Origin of the sequence: Arthrobacter glacialis, from assembly GCF_002909445.1 — a bacterium.
Lineage (GTDB): Bacteria > Actinomycetota > Actinomycetes > Actinomycetales > Micrococcaceae > Specibacter > Specibacter glacialis.
On record NZ_PPXC01000011.1, the window covers coordinates 52,710 to 70,339 of the forward strand.

At 62.6% G+C, this 17,630-nt stretch carries 17 protein-coding genes; 15 read left to right on the top strand and 2 right to left on the bottom strand.

Features of this window, described 5'->3' with window-relative positions:
- Positions 1–15: 15 nt before the first annotated feature.
- Both CVS27_RS14045 and CVS27_RS14050 read left to right on the top strand, forming a co-directional pair.
- On the top strand, positions 16–459 hold the full coding sequence (locus CVS27_RS14045) for a hypothetical protein (protein ID WP_243400193.1): 444 nt from the start codon (positions 16–18) through the stop codon (positions 457–459).
- 2 nt (positions 460–461) lie between these two features.
- Positions 462–1,250, top strand: a complete 789-nt coding sequence (locus CVS27_RS14050) for an alpha/beta fold hydrolase (RefSeq protein WP_243400194.1) — start codon at positions 462–464, stop codon at positions 1,248–1,250.
- A 49-nt stretch (positions 1,251–1,299) separates the two neighbouring features.
- Here the strand turns inward: CVS27_RS14050 and CVS27_RS14055 are convergent, their stop codons facing one another.
- Positions 1,300–2,148 carry an SGNH/GDSL hydrolase family protein gene (locus CVS27_RS14055; protein ID WP_103466383.1) on the bottom strand — a complete coding sequence of 283 codons (849 nt, stop codon included), beginning with the start codon at positions 2,146–2,148 and terminating at the stop codon, positions 1,300–1,302.
- 100 nt (positions 2,149–2,248) lie between these two features.
- On the opposite strand from CVS27_RS14055, the gene dapA reads away from it, so the two are divergent.
- From dapA to CVS27_RS14085, 6 genes are all read left to right on the top strand, one after another.
- Positions 2,249–3,154, top strand: a complete 906-nt coding sequence (gene dapA, locus CVS27_RS14060; RefSeq protein WP_103466384.1) for a 4-hydroxy-tetrahydrodipicolinate synthase — start codon at positions 2,249–2,251, stop codon at positions 3,152–3,154.
- A gap of 2 nt (positions 3,155–3,156) precedes the next feature.
- On the top strand, positions 3,157–4,848 hold the full coding sequence (locus CVS27_RS14065) for a ribonuclease J (protein WP_103466385.1): 1,692 nt from the start codon (positions 3,157–3,159) through the stop codon (positions 4,846–4,848).
- A gap of 197 nt (positions 4,849–5,045) precedes the next feature.
- Positions 5,046–7,910 (top strand): FtsK/SpoIIIE family DNA translocase, encoded by a 2,865-nt coding sequence (locus CVS27_RS14070; protein WP_103466386.1) that lies wholly within the window; start codon positions 5,046–5,048, stop codon positions 7,908–7,910.
- 58 nt (positions 7,911–7,968) lie between these two features.
- Positions 7,969–8,568 carry a CDP-diacylglycerol--glycerol-3-phosphate 3-phosphatidyltransferase gene (pgsA, locus tag CVS27_RS14075; protein ID WP_103466388.1) on the top strand — a complete coding sequence of 200 codons (600 nt, stop codon included), beginning with the start codon at positions 7,969–7,971 and terminating at the stop codon, positions 8,566–8,568.
- On the top strand, positions 8,568–9,059 hold the full coding sequence (locus tag CVS27_RS14080; RefSeq protein ID WP_103466390.1) for a CinA family protein: 492 nt from the start codon (positions 8,568–8,570) through the stop codon (positions 9,057–9,059). The genes pgsA and CVS27_RS14080 overlap by 1 nt, the downstream gene beginning before the upstream one ends.
- Positions 9,060–9,206: 147 nt before the next feature.
- Positions 9,207–9,647 (top strand): helix-turn-helix domain-containing protein, encoded by a 441-nt coding sequence (locus CVS27_RS14085; RefSeq protein ID WP_103466391.1) that lies wholly within the window; start codon positions 9,207–9,209, stop codon positions 9,645–9,647.
- Between the two features lie 118 nt (positions 9,648–9,765).
- Here the strand turns inward: CVS27_RS14085 and CVS27_RS14090 are convergent, their stop codons facing one another.
- Positions 9,766–10,233, bottom strand: a complete 468-nt coding sequence (locus CVS27_RS14090; protein ID WP_103466393.1) for a MarR family winged helix-turn-helix transcriptional regulator — start codon at positions 10,231–10,233, stop codon at positions 9,766–9,768.
- Positions 10,234–10,303: 70 nt separating this feature from the next.
- Between CVS27_RS14090 and CVS27_RS14095 the strand changes: the two genes are divergently transcribed.
- The 7 genes from CVS27_RS14095 (at position 10,304) to dapF (ending at position 17,552) form a co-directional block, all read left to right on the top strand.
- On the top strand, positions 10,304–10,525 hold the full coding sequence (locus tag CVS27_RS14095) for a DUF3046 domain-containing protein (protein ID WP_103466395.1): 222 nt from the start codon (positions 10,304–10,306) through the stop codon (positions 10,523–10,525).
- Positions 10,526–10,888: 363 nt separating this feature from the next.
- Positions 10,889–11,941 (top strand): recombinase RecA, encoded by a 1,053-nt coding sequence (gene recA, locus CVS27_RS14100; RefSeq protein ID WP_103466397.1) that lies wholly within the window; start codon positions 10,889–10,891, stop codon positions 11,939–11,941.
- Between the two features lie 9 nt (positions 11,942–11,950).
- A complete protein-coding gene (locus CVS27_RS14105; RefSeq protein ID WP_243399882.1) occupies positions 11,951–12,478 on the top strand; it encodes a regulatory protein RecX in 528 nt (175 codons plus the stop codon).
- Between the two features lie 83 nt (positions 12,479–12,561).
- Positions 12,562–13,869 carry an aggregation-promoting factor C-terminal-like domain-containing protein gene (locus tag CVS27_RS14110; RefSeq protein WP_103466399.1) on the top strand — a complete coding sequence of 436 codons (1,308 nt, stop codon included), beginning with the start codon at positions 12,562–12,564 and terminating at the stop codon, positions 13,867–13,869.
- A 265-nt stretch (positions 13,870–14,134) separates the two neighbouring features.
- Positions 14,135–15,637, top strand: a complete 1,503-nt coding sequence (miaB, locus tag CVS27_RS14115; RefSeq protein ID WP_279325119.1) for a tRNA (N6-isopentenyl adenosine(37)-C2)-methylthiotransferase MiaB — start codon at positions 14,135–14,137, stop codon at positions 15,635–15,637.
- Positions 15,634–16,557: a tRNA (adenosine(37)-N6)-dimethylallyltransferase MiaA gene (gene miaA / locus CVS27_RS14120; protein ID WP_103466400.1), complete on the top strand. Its 924-nt coding sequence runs from the start codon at positions 15,634–15,636 to the stop codon at positions 16,555–16,557. The genes miaB and miaA overlap by 4 nt, the downstream gene beginning before the upstream one ends.
- A gap of 62 nt (positions 16,558–16,619) precedes the next feature.
- Entirely contained in the window at positions 16,620–17,552 is a 933-nt protein-coding gene (gene dapF / locus CVS27_RS14125; RefSeq protein ID WP_103466403.1) for a diaminopimelate epimerase, read from the top strand.
- Positions 17,553–17,630: the final 78 nt, after the last annotated feature.

The following is a 17,630-nucleotide window of genomic DNA, read 5'->3' on the forward strand; positions in this document are numbered from 1 at the left end:
GTGGCTGCGCTGAAAGTGTCTAAAACAAAAATCTGGGTTGCGCTCATTTGCCTGCTGCTGGTCTTCTACATGGTGGTCATGATGCAGAGGGCAGTGCTGCTGCTGGGCGACACGGACTGGGTAGCGAAACTCCTGGGTGTCTCCTACTTTGTGATCCCGCTGGTGGCGGCCTGGGCGTTGATCAGCGAGGTTCGCTTCGGAGCCGCCACCGAGAAAATGGCCAACATTCTGGACGCCGAAGGCGGCCTGCCGGAGGACAACCTGCCCCGCACACCGGGCGGTCGCATTGTCCGTGCCGCCGCTGATGCCGAATTTGAAAAGTACAAGGCCGAAGCCGAGGCCGCGCCGGAGGACTGGCGGTCCTGGTTCAGGCTGTCGTGCGCCTACGACGCCTCAGGGGATAGGAAGCGCGCCCGCAAGGCCATGCGCGACGCCATCGTCCTGTTCCGCAAGGCCTAACCGTGGCAGTTGCCAGGAATCCGCACGACGGCGTCGAGCTCGCCTACAACATGGTGGGGGAGGGGGCGCCCATCCTGCTGGTCCATGGGAGCGCCCTGAGCAAGGCCATTTGGCGTGGCTTTGGCTACACCAAGGCGCTGCGCGAACACTTCCAGGTCATCACCATGGACCTGCGCGGGCACGGCCTCAGCGGCAAGCCCACCACGCCGGCCGACTATGCCATGGACCTGCTCGTGGCCGACGCCTTGGCGGTGCTGGATGCCGCCGGGGCGCAACAGGCCCACTACGGCGGCTATTCCGTGGGTGCCCGGCTGGGTTTCTCCCTGGCCGTCGCGGCCCCGGAGCGCCTGCTGTCCCTGACTACTTTGGGCGGGACATTCCGCATTCAGCCGGGCAGCATCGGTCAGCTTTTCTTTGCCGAGTACGACGCCGCCCTGCACTCAGGCGGCATGCCCGCCTTTGTTGCTGGCTGGGAAGCGCGGAGGGGGCGGCCCCTGGATGCCCAAACCCGGGCCGCTTTCCTGGCCAATGATGCCCAAGCCCTGCTGGCCTATTTCCGCCAAACCGAGGCAGACGCGCCGGTCCCGGAAGCGGAGGTGGCAGCCATAGAAGTTCCAGCCCTGCTCATGGCCGGAACAGCCGATCCCGCACGAGTGGCGGATTCACGCAGGGCAGCGGAACTGATGCCCCAGGCCCGCTTCGTTGAGCTGCCAGGCCGCAACCACGGCAGCACACTGGTGCCCGCCCAGCCGGTCCTGGATGATTGGCTGCCCTTCCTGCTCTCCCTCTAACCCCTCCAGAGCCTTTGGCTTGGGGCGGTCATGCCCTGTTCCGGCAGTGTCAGTCAGCCCCGGGGCGCAGCGGCGGAACCGCTGTGGTTTCCGGCCCGGGTGCCGGGTACTCGTCGTCGTACGCAGCCAGAACAGCCGGCATCAACGCCAGAGACGCGGAACGGTAGCCCATGCTGGAGGGGTGAAAACCGTCAATGGAAAACATGTACCGCGGGTCGGACAGGAAGATTTGCCGGACGGCCTTGCCCAGCAGGACCGGATGGGCGCCGGCCGCTGCGGCAGCCTTGAACTGGGCCGTTGCCAAACGGCGGGACATTTGGCCGCCAAATTCGCGCAGCGGCTGCGGGAGCGAGGGGAGCGTGTCAAAGTCGGGGACGGTTCCCACCACCACCTGGCTGCCCAGGGCCTGCAAGTTGGCGATGGCAAGCTCCAAGAACTTGATGGAGTCGGCTAATGGAATGTGGTTTGTCAGGTCATTTCCGCCCACAATGATCACCGTGACATCGGGTCCAAAACTGGCCGGCAGCCTGGCAATCTGCGCCAGCACCGCAGACGTTTGCGCCCCCACCACCGCCATGGTGCGCAACTCCACGGCACGGCCCGCGTGCTCGGCCAGGGCAAGCGCCAAAGCGGCGCCCAGGGTGGCTTTGGGCGTGCTGGCGCCCAGACTGGCGGCCACCGAGTCGCCAGCAATCACCAAACGCAGTGGGTTCCCCCATTCGGGGCGGTACACGGTGTCGGCGTCGGGGCCATTGTTCCCCAGGCGATGCCCCACCGTCTGCTGGGCGGCGCGCCCCTCGGCCTTGAACAAGAGTGCGATCCCGCCCAGTGTGGCGGCGAGGCTGGCGGCCACAACGCCACCAGCCAAAGATGCTTTGCGCCACTGACTGACCTCCATGCGGGATCCTCCTTGCAAGGAAGTATATTCCTGCCTGGCGGCGCGGCGACTCGTGAACAGCGTTGAACGAAAACGCCCAAGAGCAGGTAACGTTTTAGCTATGTCTGTCTCTGAAATTTCCCAGCGCCCGTTCGGAACTCTGGTGCCCGCAATGGTCACCCCTTTCACCGCTGATGGGGCAGTGGATTACAAGGCGGCCGGAGAGCTCGCCAACAAGCTGGTCGACGACGGCTGCGACGGCATCCTGGTCACCGGAACCACGGGTGAAACCTCCACCCTGACGGATGAAGAGAACCTGGGCATGTTCCAGGCCGTGATCGACGCCGTTGGACACCGTGCCCGCGTCATCGCCGGCACCGGCACCAATGACACCCGTCACTCCATTAGCCTGTCCCAGCGCGCGGCCAAGCTGGATATTGACGGCCTGCTCATTGTCACCCCGTACTACAACAAGCCCAGCCAGGCCGGCATCGCGGCCCACTTTGAGGCCATTGCCAACTCCACCGAACTGCCCGTGATGCTCTACGACATTCCCGGCCGCGCCGGGGTGCCCATCCACACCGAAACCATCATCCGCCTGGCCGACCACCCGCGCATCACAGCGCTCAAGGACGCCAAAGCCGATTTCACCGAGACCAGCCGCGTGCTGGCCAACACTGACCTGGACGTTTACTCGGGCGACGACGGACTGACGCTGCCGCTGATGGCCGCCGGCGCCGTCGGACTTGTCAGCGTCAGCGCCCACATTGCCCCGAAGCAGTTCCGCGCGCTGATTGACGCCGCCGCGGCAGGGGATTTTGTCACGGCACGCAAGATTCATTTTGAGCTGGACGCGGTTATTCGCGCCACCATGGGCCACGTGCAGGGCGCAGTGGCTGTCAAACAAATTCTTAAGTGGCAGGGAATCCTGTCCAACTCGGTTGTCCGGCTGCCCTTGGTGGAGCCGGGCGAGGCCGAGATCGCCATGATCAAAGCTGACCTTGCGGAAGCTGGAATGGAAGTTTAACCATGACTCAAATGACTGAGCCTGGACTGCGTACCCCGCCAGCCTTGGAGCCGGGAACGCTGCGGGTTGTTCCGCTGGGCGGCATCGGCGAAATTGGCCGAAACATGACAGTCTTTGAAATGGACGGCAAACTGCTCATTGTTGACTGCGGCGTGCTCTTTCCTGAAGAGGACCAGCCCGGCGTCGACCTGATCCTGCCCGATTTCTCGTACATCGAGGACCGCCTTGACGATGTGGTTGGCGTGGTGCTCACGCACGGCCACGAAGACCACATTGGTGCCGTCCCGTACCTGTTGCGCCTGCGCAATGACATCCCCCTGATCGGTTCACAGCTGACCCTGGCGTTCATTGAAGCCAAGTTGACTGAGCACAGGATCAAGCCCTGGACCCTGACTGTCAAGGAAGAGCAGGTTGAGCAGCTGGGCCCGTTCCAGTGCGAGTTTATTGCCGTCAACCACTCCATCCCGGACGCCCTGGCCGTGTTCATCCGCACCGCTGGCGGCTCCGTGCTGCACACGGGCGACTTCAAGATGGACCAGCTGCCGCTGGACGGCCGCACCACTGACCTGCGCCACTTTGCCCGCTTGGGTGAGGAAGGCGTGGACTTGTTCCTGGTTGACTCCACCAACGCAGACGTTCCCGGCTTCACCACCAGCGAAGCCGAGATTGGGCCCACCCTTGAGGGCTTGTTTGGCAAGGCCAACAAGCGCATCATCGTGGCCAGCTTCTCCTCCCACGTGCACCGCGTCCAGCAGGTTCTCAACGCAGCCGTGGCACACGACCGCAAGGTGGCGTTCGTGGGCCGCTCCATGGTCCGCAACATGGCCATCGCCGCCAAACTGGGCTACCTGCATGTGCCCGCTGACGTGCTTGTGGACCTGAAGAATGTGGACAGCCTGCCGGACAACAAGGTGGTCCTGATGTCCACCGGATCCCAGGGCGAGCCCATGGCTGCGCTGTCCCGCATGGCCAACGGCGACCACAAGATTGCCGTGGGCAAGGGCGACACCGTCATCCTGGCCTCCTCGCTCATCCCGGGCAATGAGAACGCAGTATTCCGGATCATCAACGGGCTCCTCAAGCGTGGCGCCGACGTCATCCACAAGGGCACGGCCAAGGTCCACGTATCCGGCCACGCCGCCGCAGGGGAACTGCTGTACTGCTACAACATCCTGACCCCCAAGAATGTCATGCCGGTGCACGGGGAAACCCGCCACCTGATCGCCAACGCCAACATCGCCATCGCCTCGGGCGTGCCGGCGGAGAACGTGTTGCTGACGGATGACGGTTCGGTCATCGATTTGAAGGACGGCGTCGCCCAGATTGTTGGCCAGGTCGAGTGCGGCTTCGTCTACGTTGACGGCCACAGCGTTGGCGAGATCACCGATGCTGACTTGAAGGACCGCCGCGTGCTGGGCGATGAGGGATTCATTTCCATCATCACAGTGGTGAACCGGGCCACCGGCAAGATCGTGTCCGGCCCGGACATTCACGCCCGCGGCGTTGCCGAGGACGATTCCGTGTTCGATGACATCAAGCCCAAGATTGCCGCGGCCCTTGAGGAAGCGGTCATGGCCAGCACCGACCACACCACCCACCAACTCCAGCAGGTGGTGCGCCGCGTGATCGGCACCTGGGTCAACCGCAAACTGCGCCGCCGCCCCATGATCATCCCGGTGGTCCTCGAGGCGTAGCGGTTTTTGCAACTGACCCGCAGAAAACGACGAAAAAACCTGATTTCCGGGTGATTTTCGGCGATTTCTGCGGGTCAGTTGTGTTTGTGGGAGGGATGTACGACGGCGGGTCCCGGCGGCCCGCTGTGCTTGCCACCACGACTGCTTGAAGCCCCAAATCCGGGCCCACACCGGCTGTGGGCGGTACCGTAGGGTGTATGGCGACTCGTTCTTCCTCCGCCCGTTCCTCCGCCGGTCAGAAGGGTGGCGCAGCTTCGCGCGCCCCCAAGACCACAAAGATGTCGGTGCCGCGCAGCAAACAACCAGCTCCCGAACCGGAGACCCACCAGATTTGGCCTGTGCGGATGGCGGTTGCTTTCTGGCAGGGTCTTGGCCATTTGATCGGTGGTGCCATCCGGCGCATGGGTACCGACATGAGCCAGATCCCAGCGCATGAGCGACGCGACGGTTCGGGCCTGCTGTTCATTGTGCTGGCAACAGTCATTGCCACCTTCACCTGGTGGGGGCTGTCCGGGCCGGTGGCCGACGCCATGCGCGGAGTCTTCGAGGGCACCTTTGGCTGGTTTGCGGCCATGCTGCCGCCCATGTTCCTCATTTTCTCCATCCTGGTGTTCCGCCAGCCCACCAATGTCCGTGCCAACAACCGGGTTGCCGTGGGCTTTGGCATCATGACGATCGCAGGCTGTGCCCTGGCGCATGTGGCCGGCGGCAGCCCCAACATCAATGAAGGCTTCAACGGCATCAGCGCCGCAGGTGGCATGGTCGGGATGATCGCTGGCGCACCGCTGGCTGTCATCAGCCCCGTTCTGGCGGTCGTCACCTACTCCGTCCTGGCCTTCACCAGCCTCCTGATCCTCACCAGCACTCCGGTGCTGCGCATCCCCTCACGCCTGCACTGGGTCTACGAACAGCTGGTGGGTGTTTCCCCCGGCCGTGAGCTGGACGCTGAAGGCCATGACCAGAGCTACCTCTACGACAGGGAAACCGAAGCCAAGCCTAAGAAGCCGCGCAGCCTGCGCGCGCGCAAGAAGGCCGCCGAGGACGACGAGTTTGAGGATGTGCTGGGCACCGAAGCGTTCGCCACCGCGCTGGTTGACGCGGACGACGACGAAGCCCAGGAAGCGCCGTCGGCCGCCCCTTCCGTGCGCCCCGGAGTCCGGCGGCCCACGCGCGACCAGCTGGCCGCCGACAAGATCAAGGCCCGCCAGGGACTGCCCACCGCCACCGACGTCTTTGACGTCCAGCAGTTCAACAGCGACGAGGCAGTTACAGCCGCCATTGGCATTGTGGGGGCCAACGCACTGCAAGGTGCATCAGTGGGCGCCATCCCGGCCCCGCCCATGGCCCCGCCAACTCCCATTCCGGCACGCTCAGAGCAGCTCCAGCTTTCCGGCGACGTCACCTACACGCTGCCAGAATCCGATTTCCTGCCGGCAGGACCCCCCGGCAAGGAGGCCACAGAGGCCAACGACTCCGTGGTGGCGGCCCTGACTGACACCTTGAACCAGTTCAATGTGGACGCAGCCGTCACAGGATTCAGCCGCGGACCCACGGTGACCCGCTACGAGATCGAGCTGGCCCCTGGCACCAAGGTTGAGCGCGTCACGGCACTGAGCAAGAACATTTCCTACGCTGTGGCGTCCTCGGATGTGCGCATCCTGAGCCCCATTCCGGGCAAGAGCGCCATTGGCATTGAGATTCCCAACGCCGACAAGGAAATTGTTGTCCTGGGTGACGTGCTGCGATCGGCCAACGCCCGCCGCACCGAACACCCCATGGTCATGGGTGTGGGCAAGGATGTGGAGGGCGGTTTTGTGGTGGCCAACCTGGCCAAGATGCCGCACCTTTTGGTGGCCGGTGCCACGGGTGCCGGTAAGTCGTCCTTTGTGAACTCCATGATTGTCTCCATCTTGATGCGTGCCACCCCTGACGAGGTCCGCATGGTCATGGTGGACCCCAAACGCGTGGAACTGACGGCGTATGAGGGTGTGCCCCACCTGATCACCCCCATCATCACCAACCCCAAAAAGGCTGCTGAGGCCCTCCAATGGGTGGTTCGGGAAATGGACCAGCGCTATGACGATCTGGCCAACTACGGCTTCAAGCACATCGACGAATTCAACAAGGCGGTCAAAGCGGGCAAGGTGCATCCGCCCGTTGATTCCAAGCGCATTGTGCGGCCCTACCCGTACTTGCTGGTCATTGTTGATGAGCTTGCGGACCTCATGATGGTTGCCCCGCGCGACGTGGAAGATTCCATTGTGCGCATCACCCAGTTGGCCCGTGCAGCAGGCATCCACCTGGTTCTTGCCACCCAGCGACCCTCGGTGGATGTTGTGACAGGCCTGATCAAGGCCAATGTGCCCTCCCGCATGGCGTTTGCCACTTCCTCCGTGACCGACTCCCGCGTGGTCCTGGACCAGCCGGGGGCCGAGAAGCTGCTGGGCCAGGGTGACGCCCTGTTCCTGCCCATGGGCCAGTCCAAGCCCATCCGTGTCCAGGGCGCCTGGGTCACCGAGGCTGAGATCAAGCGTGTGGTGGACCATGTTAAGGGCCAGCTCAAGGCGACGTACCGGACGGATGTTGCTGTTGAGGCGCCCAAGAAGGCCATTGAGGACGACATCGGCGATGACATGGACCTGCTGCTGCAGGCCACCGAGCTGGTGGTGACCACGCAGTTCGGCTCAACCTCCATGCTGCAGCGCAAGCTGCGCGTGGGCTTTGCCAAGGCCGGTCGACTCATGGACTTGCTGGAGTCGCGCGGCGTGGTGGGCCCCTCGGAGGGTTCCAAAGCACGTGACGTGCTCGTGAAGCCCGATGACCTGGCGGTGACGCTGGCCGCCATCCGCGGCGACGAGGGCTCGGGAGGGTCCGACGTCGAAATTCCTGCGGATCCCATGGCTGCTGCACTGGCCGAGAACGCCAATGCCAACCACGGTTGGGGTGAGGATCTGGTGGCTGCGGATTTGGAGAACCGCCCGCAAGCCACCGAATACCACGACGGTGCCGACAACGATGATGATGAGGGCGGCGAAGACGCATGGTCATTGACTGGACGTTAGCTTTAAAGTTTTCCTGTTCGAATGTTCCTGCACGGGCCTTAGCGGTTAGCCTTGCACAGTGAGTGATACGGTGGCGCCTAGCCCTTCGAACTGGAATTTGCCCAACGCCTTGACGCTGCTGCGCATCGTGTTGGTGCCCTTCTTCATCTGGGCCTTCGTGGCCGACGGCGGCAATTACGGCCCCCTGCGCTGGCTGGCGGTTGCCCTCTTTGTGGTGGCAATTTACACTGACAAGCTCGACGGCGACATCGCCCGGGCGCGCGGGCTCATCACCAGCTTCGGCAAAATTGCCGACCCGATTGCGGACAAGCTGCTGATCGGCTCGGCCTTGATCATGCTCTCCGCGGTGGGGGAGCTGTGGTGGTGGGTCACCGTTGTGATGTTGGTGCGTGAAGTGGGTATTACGCTCCTGCGCTTTGTGGTGATCCGCTACGGCGTGATGGCTGCCTCCAAGGGCGGAAAACTCAAGACCGTGATGCAGACGGTGGCCATCTTTGTGTACCTCCTGCCCGTCACACCGGCTAACAGCTGGCTTTCGGTCATTGCGCTGGTCATCATGCTGGCGGCGCTGGCCGTCACCGTCGTGACAGGTGTTGATTACGTGGTGAAGGCGTGGCAATTGCGCAGTGCCGGCCGGGGCAAGGACGTCCTGAAGTGATGACCGAATCGTCCCTGACGCAACTGGTGAATGCAGCCGTAGCGGCGAAAATCACTGTTGCCACCGCCGAATCGCTGACGGGCGGCATGGTGGCGGCAACCTTGGTGCGGGTGCCGGGCGCTTCGGGCATGCTGCAAGGTGGCGTGATCGCGTACCAGAATGAGGTCAAGGAACGGCTCCTGGGCGTCCCGCCGTCGCTGTTGGAAACCCTGGGCGCAGTTGATCCGCAGGTGGCCTGCGCCATGGCACTGGGGGTTTGTGCGGCCACAGGATCCCGCGTGGGTATTTCCACCACGGGTGTGGCTGGCCCGGAACCCCACCAAGGAAAAGATGTGGGACACGTATACATTGGCGTTGCCTTGGATGGCGAAGCACTATCCTACGAGTATCACTTCGATGGGGACCGGGAAATGATCAGAACCCAGGCCACTCAGGAGGCAATTTCCTTGCTTGAACAAGTAGTCAAGGCCGCTGGGGAACAAAAGTTGTAACCAGATAGTTAGTCATAGTGAACGCAAAGTGGTCCCATCCCCTCTAGGATAAGAACACCAAGCGGGCACACCGCTTCTTTTGGCAATTGCCGGCAGAGGCGAAACCCAATGAACTGTAGTGATTGAACTAGGAGTAAGGCGATACCCATGGTGAAGCAACCCGTATCCGTAAACGGCGTAGTGCGCTGGCGGGATGTGGGTTTGGCAGACGAGAAACCGCATCAGCCGAAGGAGCGCAAAATGGTGGTATTACGCCACGAAATTGGCGATGTCCTGCGAGATGTACGTCAACGCCAAGGCCGCACTCTGCGCGAAGTCTCACATAATGCGCGCGTTTCACTGGGCTATTTGAGTGAAGTGGAACGTGGACAAAAGGAAGCATCGAGCGAGCTGTTGTCCTCAATCTGCTCAGCCCTTGAAGTACCGTTGTCGATCATGCTCCGTGAAGTGAGCGACCGTTTGGCCATTGCCGAAGGCGTGGCCGTCCCGGACACTGTTCCCCAGGAATTCTCGGCCCGCTACGGCCGGGACCTGAATCAGGAACTCTCCGAGGAATTGAGCAAGGGCCTCGTGTCCAACTCCTACTAGAGCTGACTGCGTGGCCCCAAGGTTCCCTTGAAGGCCGCCAGCGCAATAAAGAACTGGACTCCACCAACGGTGGGGTCCAGTTCTTAATTGCCCGGTCGCGGACCTCGCCCAGCGGGGTTTAGTTGAGGTATTCGTCGTTGAGTTTGGTCAAGGATGCTGCCAGGACGCTCAGCTCCGCCTCATCCCAGTGGCTGAGGCGTGCATGAAACGACTCTTGGCGCCTGGCCTGCACCGCAATGAGCTTCTCCCGGCCGCCTTCGGTGAGGTCGATGAGCTGGGCCCGGCCGTCCCCGGGGTCGGCCTCCTTGTGGACAAGCCCCAATTTCTGCAGGAATGTTATCTGCCGGCTCACGGATGGTTTGCCCACACCAATGCACTTGGCAAGCTCCGTCAGCCGCATGGCGCCCTGGTGGAGCAACACTGACAACAACCCATAGGCTGCCGGTTCCATGTCCGGATGAACGCTGCGTGTGAGTTCCTGATTGATGGCCCGTGCCCGGCGCCACAACAAGCTCAACTGGATATCCAAGGACTCCATGGCCACTGCCTTGCCAGGGCTCAAACGCGACTGTTCGGGTGTTCTCATGCTGCAAGTCTAAGCGCAGGGCCCGCGGCGGCCCGTCTGTCCGGCCCGCCAGCCATGCGAGAATGGGGGAGTGCGAGTAAGCGAGTTTTGGCGATTGATGGATGAGGAATTCAGCCCCTCATATTCACGGGTTTTGGCCAGGGACCTGGTGCTCAGCGGCGTGGGCGGAAATACGGCCATGGTGGCCCTGCGCGCGGGGTTTGAGCCACGGGAGATCTGGCTGGAGGTATGCAAGATCCAGGACGTCCCGCCGTCGAGGTGGCTGGGCCGGGACATTGCGCTCAAGGACTGAGCGCCCCGCCTGTTCCGCGGCACCATCACTAGAACAGAGAATTGACGACGCGCCGCTGATTTTCGAGTTTCCGTTCGAATTTCTATTCGATTAGCTCTATACTGGTGGTAGTGCTCTGAGCTGTGGGGAATCAAAAAAAGTTCTCCACAATTTTCGGCACAGGACGCTGTAGGAACAGACAATGTCAGTGCCTTGAACTAGCGTTTAAGTATCGGAAGAGCCTGCAGGGCCGCTCCGCCAACAGGGCGCCGGGAAACCGGCCAAAATTGTATGAGCAATGCATCAGACCACTCACTGTGCACTGGGCCAACGGCGCAGATGCATGGAGCCGGAAACGGCACATAGGAAAGACCGAGGTGAATCATGGCCGCTCCCGCAGACCGTGAAAAAGCGCTGGCAGCAGCACTGGCCCAGATTGACAAGCAGTACGGCAAGGGTTCAATCATGCGCTTGGGTGACGACGTCCGCGCACCCATTGAAGTGATCCCCACCGGGTCCATCGCCTTGGACGTGGCCCTGGGCATTGGCGGACTGCCGCGCGGACGCGTCGTGGAGATTTACGGGCCTGAGTCCTCCGGTAAAACCACGCTTGCCCTGCACGCTGTTGCCAGTGCCCAGAAGCTCGGCGGAATTGCTGCGTTCATTGACGCCGAGCACGCGCTGGACCCTGACTATGCAGCCAAGCTGGGTGTGGATGTTGACGCACTCCTGGTCTCCCAGCCGGACACCGGTGAGCAGGCACTGGAGATCATGGACATGTTGATCGGTTCGGGCTCCTTGGATGTCATTGTCATTGACTCCGTGGCGGCTTTGGTGCCGCGTGCGGAAATTGAAGGCGATATGGGTGACAGCCACGTAGGCCTGCAGGCTCGCCTCATGAGCCAGGCCTTGCGTAAGATCACCGGCCGCCTGAGCCAGACCAAGACGACAGCGATCTTCATCAACCAGCTGCGTGAAAAGATTGGTGTCTTCTTCGGCAGTCCGGAAACCACTACCGGTGGCAAGGCGTTGAAGTTCTACGCCTCAGTTCGCCTTGATATTCGCCGTATCCAGACCCTGAAGGAAGGCGCGGATGCTGTTGGCAACCGCACCAAGGTCAAGGTTGTCAAGAATAAGATGGCCCCGCCCTTCAAGATTGCCGAATTCGACATCATCTATGGTGTTGGAATTTCGCGTGAGGGCGGCATCATCGACATGGGTGTTGAGCATGGCATCGTCCGCAAGTCCGGCTCCTGGTACACCTACGACGGCGACCAGCTGGGGCAGGGCATGGAGAACTCCAGGCGTTTCCTGAAGGATAATCCTGAGCTGGCCGATGAACTGGAACGCTTGATCAAGGCCAAGCTGGGTGTGGGTGTCATTGCTGAAGCCGAAGAGCCCGCAACGCCCAAGCTCAAGGCTGTTGACGGCTTCTAGGGGCACCTGGTGAACAACGCCCGTCGCGCGCCGGAACTGGATCCCGATGCCAACCCGGCATCGGTGGCCAGGGCCATTGTGCTGCGCCAGCTTACCAATTCACCCAAGAGCCGCTTTCAGCTCAGTCAGAAGCTCGCCGAACGCCACATCCCGGAGGATGTGGCGGAGGCGGTGCTGGACAGATTTGTTGAGGTCAAGCTTATTGACGACGCCGAATTTGCCATGCTCTGGGTGCGCAGCAGATCAATGTACAAGTCACTGTCCCGGAGCGCGCTCCAACGCGAATTAGCGGAGAAGGGCATCGCCGAGGATGTGGCTCAGGAGGCGCTGGAGCAGATTGATCCAGACACCGAACGCGACCAGGCCAAGGAGCTGGTCCGGCGCAAGCTCAAGGGATCCCTTGACCTGAGCGAGCGCTCCGAGCGGGACAAGTACACACGGCGGTGGGTTGCCATGCTGGCCAGGAAGGGATTCAGCCCGTCGCTGGCGTTTGCCATCGTTGCCGAGGTCATTGATGAGAGCTTTCTGGACGACTAGGGCCCGGCGCTTTGGGCGGGTGCCGGAGTCTTGAATGGCACCGGCACCGCGCCCAGCGCCGGCACCGGCTATGCTAGCGGCATATGAGTAAGCACCTGCTCCGAGTTCCCCGCTTCCTGGCCGTCTCTGCGACGGCCGGGATTTTGCTGTTATCGTGCGTCACGGCGCTGCCGGCGCAGGCCGACGATGCCCCGCCGGGAGGATTCCCGAGTTGGAGCGATGTTGAGAACGCCAAGGGCAACGCCACAGCCACGGCCACCGAGGTGGCCAAAATTTCGCAGTTGTTGGACGGGCTTGAAAGCGAAGCCGGCGAGCTGGGCACAGCCGCCGTCAAGTCCGGCTCCGATTTTGCTCTCACCCAGCAAAAACTTGATGCTGCCACAGCCGAAGTCGGCGTCCTGGGTGCGCAGGCCACGCGTGCCGCCGAGGAAGCTGCAAAGTACAAGAAAGACGCAGTTGCCGTCGCGGTGCAAAGCTACAAGAGCGGCGGAGCAGGACTGGGCATGGTTGCCACCATCTCGGCCTTGGAATCCGCCGAATCCCTCAATGGCATGGACATGATGCATCAGGTGGGTGAGAAAGCGGCACTCAAGCAAATTCGTGCCACGGAATCCGCTGCCGCAGCCACAGCCCTTGAAGCAACCCGAAAAAATGCCCAGGACGCGCAGAACCAGCTGACGTTTGCCGCGGAGAACGCCCGGGATGCAGCCGTGGCGGCCCAGACCGCGGTAACCAAGCAACTCGATGCCAAGAAGGCCCAAAGCACCACCCTGATTGCCCAATTGGCCTCACTGAACAACACCTCCGCATCCATCGAAAAGGAGTTCCGGGACGGTCAGGATGCGCTGGCCGCCTACAACCTGGCCCAGGCGGCGAAACGTGAGGCCGCTGCCGAGGCTGCCCGTCGCGCTGCCGCACTGAATCCGCAGCCCGTTGCCCCCAATCCGGCACCGAATCCTGGCGCAGCGAATCCTGCCCCGAACCCCGCGAATCCCGCGAAGCCTGCGCCCGTGGATCCGGACCCCGATGACGGGTACATCCCCGTGGACGTGCTGCTCCCGAACATTCCAGGTGGCGCCGTTAACGATCCAGCGGGAGCAAAGGCCTACGCCTCCTCGCGGCTGGGCGCTTATGGGTGGGCGCCCAGCCAGTTCCAATGCCTGGTGCAGCTGTGGGAACGCGAATCCAATTGGCGCACCAATGCCACCAACCCCTACAGCGGGGCCTATGGCATTGCCCAATCACTGCCGCCGAGCAAGTACGCCTCCGCCGGTGCGGACTGGTTGACCAACTATCGGACGCAGATCAACTGGGGTCTGGGCTACATTCAAAACCGCTACGGGTCGCCGTGTGGAGCCTGGGGCCATTCCCAGTCCGTGGGCTGGTACTAAAGGCGTATTTCCGGCTTGCTGGCGGTTTGGCGGCTTGTGTGCGGTTGTTGAACCGCACACAAGTCGCCAAACCGCCAGCAAGGCGTTGTCCGGAGATCTGGGCCGTGTCACGGTGGCTGTTTAGCGGATAGCAAGGGGTAGGTCTTAAGCTGTTCTGGTGAGCCTGACCCAAAACAGCGTTGATTCTTCCGCCCCCACAAGCAACACAGCCAACACCGCCGTCGAGAGTGCAACCGACGCTGCCGGACACCCCCGGACCTACCAGGTGCGCACTTACGGCTGCCAAATGAACGTCCATGACTCCGAGCGCATGGCCGGGTTGCTGGAAACTGCCGGTCTGGTGGCTGTGGAGGAAGCCGGACCGGGGCGAATTCTTGACGCCAACGGTGACGCGGTGCCTGACGTAGTGGTGTTCAACACTTGTGCAGTGCGTGAAAACGCCGACAACAAGCTCTACGGCAACTTGGGCATGTTGGCCCACATCAAGGAGATCAACCCGGGCATGCAAATCGCCGTGGGCGGCTGCTTGGCTCAGAAGGACCGGGACACCATCCAAAAGCGTGCCCCGTGGGTTGATGTGGTGTTTGGCACCCACAATGTGGGCGCGCTGCCAGTGCTGCTGGAGCGGGCACGCCACAACGCCGACGCAGAAATGGAGATCCTGGAGTCGCTGGAAGTTTTCCCTTCAACCCTCCCTACCAGGCGCGACGCCGTTTACTCCGGATGGGTGAGCATCTCTGTGGGCTGCAACAACACCTGCACTTTCTGCATTGTGCCGTCCCTGCGCGGCAAGGAACGTGACCGCCGTCCGGGCGAAATCCTTGCCGAGGTTCAGGCGTTGGTGGACGACGGCGCCATTGAGGTGACGCTGTTGGGCCAGAACGTGAATTCCTACGGTGTTGAATTTGGCGATCGGCTGGCATTTGGCAAGCTGCTGCGCGCCTGCGGGCAGATCAAGGGTTTGGAGCGTCTCCGCTTCACCAGCCCGCACCCGGCGGCCTTCACCGACGACGTCATTGCCGCCATGGCGGCAACACCCAACGTCATGCCCCAGCTGCATATGCCCCTGCAGTCGGGCTCGGACAAGGTTCTCAAGGACATGCGCCGTTCCTACCGCTCGGCAAAGTTCCTGGGCATTTTGGACAAGGTCCGCGACCAAATACCCAACGCGGCCATCTCCACTGACATAATTGTTGGCTTCCCCGGCGAGACGGAAGAGGATTTCTTGGCAACGCTGGATGTGGTGGAGAAGTCACGTTTTGCCACGGCGTTCACATACCAGTACTCACAGCGGCCCGGCACCCCAGCGGCAGACCTTCCCGACCAGCTGCCCAAGGAAGTCGTCCAGGAACGCTTCCTGCGACTCACAGCCTTGCAGGACAGGATTTCTGCCGAGGAAAATGCTGCCCAGATTGGCCGCGAGGTGGAGGTCATGGTGACCGCCACCTCCGGTCGCAAAGCTGCCCAGACCAACCGACTCTCCGGCCGTGCAAAAGATCAGCGCCTGGTCCACTTCAGCGTTCCCGAAGGGGCGCCAACACCCCGCCCCGGGGATCTTGTCACCGTCACCATCACCGCGGCTGCTTCGTTCCATGTGGTGGCCGACCCCGCAACAGCTGCCGACTACTCCCTGCGCCGTTCGCGCGCAGGGGATGCTTGGGACCTGGCCCAGGCTGAGTCCTGCGGTGTTCCCACGCCAGGAGCGGCCAGCGGCGCCCGGCCCAAGGTCAGCTTGGGCATGCCGTCCCTGCAGGTTCGCACAGCGTGAACGTGAACGCAGCAGCGTTGCCGGTTGTCGCCGTCGTCGGCCCAACAGGTTCGGGGAAGTCCGAGCTGGCCCTGCAGTTGGCCGAACGCTTTGACGGGGAGGCCATCAACGCCGATTCCATGCAGTTCTACCGGGGCATGAACATTGGCACCGCGAAACTGCCGTTGGAGCAGCGCCGCGGGATTCCGCACCATCTGATGGATTTTTTGACGGTGCGTGAAGACACCACCGTGGCTACTTTTCAGGACCTGGCCCGGGCAGCCATTGCCGATGTCCGCTCCCGCGGCAAACTGCCTATTCTGGTGGGCGGATCCGGGCTTTATGTTCGGGCAGCCCTGGATGTGCTGGAATTCCCCGGCACCGACCCTGCTGTGCGGTCGGCGTTGGAGGCGGAACTGGAACGTACGGGCCTGGCCATGCTGGCCGCCCGACTCGCTACGGTGGATCCCATCTCCGCAGCGCGCATCAGCGACGCCAAACGGGTGGTGCGGGCCTTGGAAGTCCATGAGCTGACGGGCCGGCCGTTTAGTTCGTTCATGCCCGAGCGTGAGTACTTTTCGCCGGCCGTGCAGATCGGTCTCAATGGCGACCGCGCCGAACTCCATCAGCGCCTTGCCAGCCGTGTCCACGGCATGGTTGCCGAGGGCCTGCTCAATGAGGTTCAAGCACTCATTCCACAAGGGCTGCGTGAGGGGCGCACTGCCCACAAAGCGCTGGGCTACCAGCAGTTCCTGCAGGTCCTAGACGGCGACTCCTCGGTGGCTGCGGCCAGCGAGGAAACCATTGTGGCAACACGGCAATTTGCCCGCCGCCAGCTGACCTGGTTCCGGGCCGATCCCCGCGTCCAGTGGCTGGATTGGGCCCAGACGGACTTGGGCACGGCCGCGGCCCAGCTAGTGGTCCGGACCATTCAGGGCTGATCGGCTTCGGCGGTGTACGCCTTTTGTTCGGCGCGGAACGCAAGGTGCTTTAGTCTTAATCCATGACTGAAGCCACCACTTCCCTGACAGGCATGCGCTTTTCCAAAGGCCATGGAACCGGCAACGACTTTGTCTTGATGGCCGATCCCGACGGCTTGCGCGAACTCACACCGGAGCAGATTGCCGTACTGTGCGATCGCCACCGCGGGATTGGTGGCGACGGATTGATCCGTGCCGTGCGGTCCAAGCATGTCAGCGAAGGCGCCGCACTGTTGGCCGCCCACCCGGACGCCGAGTGGTTCATGGACTACAACAACGGTGATGGGACGCGCTCGGAAATGTGCGGCAACGGGGTGCGCGTCTTTGTCCATTTCCTGCTGTCCCAAGGCCTTGTGACCCTGGCGCCTGGCGAAGAGCTCACCATTGGCACCCGGGCCGGCATCAAAGTGGTGTCGCGGACCGCCAACGGATACCGGGTGGACATGGGTCCCTGGGACTTCATTTTTCCCGAGCAAGCAGCACAAGGCGGCTCCGATTCCGTGGTGTCCGCTGCAGGCCTGGAAGTGGACCGCCCGGCTCTTTCCATCAACATGGGCAATCCGCACACCGTGGTGGCTCTGGCAGACTTGAGCGAGCTGGCCGGCACCAAACTCGGCGAGGCCCCGATAGTTGTCCCGGCACCCCCGTACGGAACCAACGTTGAGTTTGTGGTGCCGGCCGAGCCCTTGGTGAGGGACGACGTCGGACACATCAGCATGCGCGTCCACGAGCGTGGGGTGGGGGAGACGTTCTCCTGTGGCACGGGAGCGTGCGCGGCCGCCGCAGCCATCCGGTTCTGGGCAGGCGCCGAGGCCCCCGACGTCTGGACGGTTGCGGTGCCCGGCGGCGAGGTGGGAGTGCGGTTCTTCCCCGGCGCCGAGGGCAGAGAGCATGTTGAACTGAGCGGCCCAGCCGTGATCGTCGCCGAGGGCGTCATCGCGGACGGCATGGGCTAAGGCCCTCCCGCAAGCAGCAGCACTCAACGAAAGAGGCCGTGCCCATCATGGGCGCGGCCTCTTTCGTGCAACAGCGTT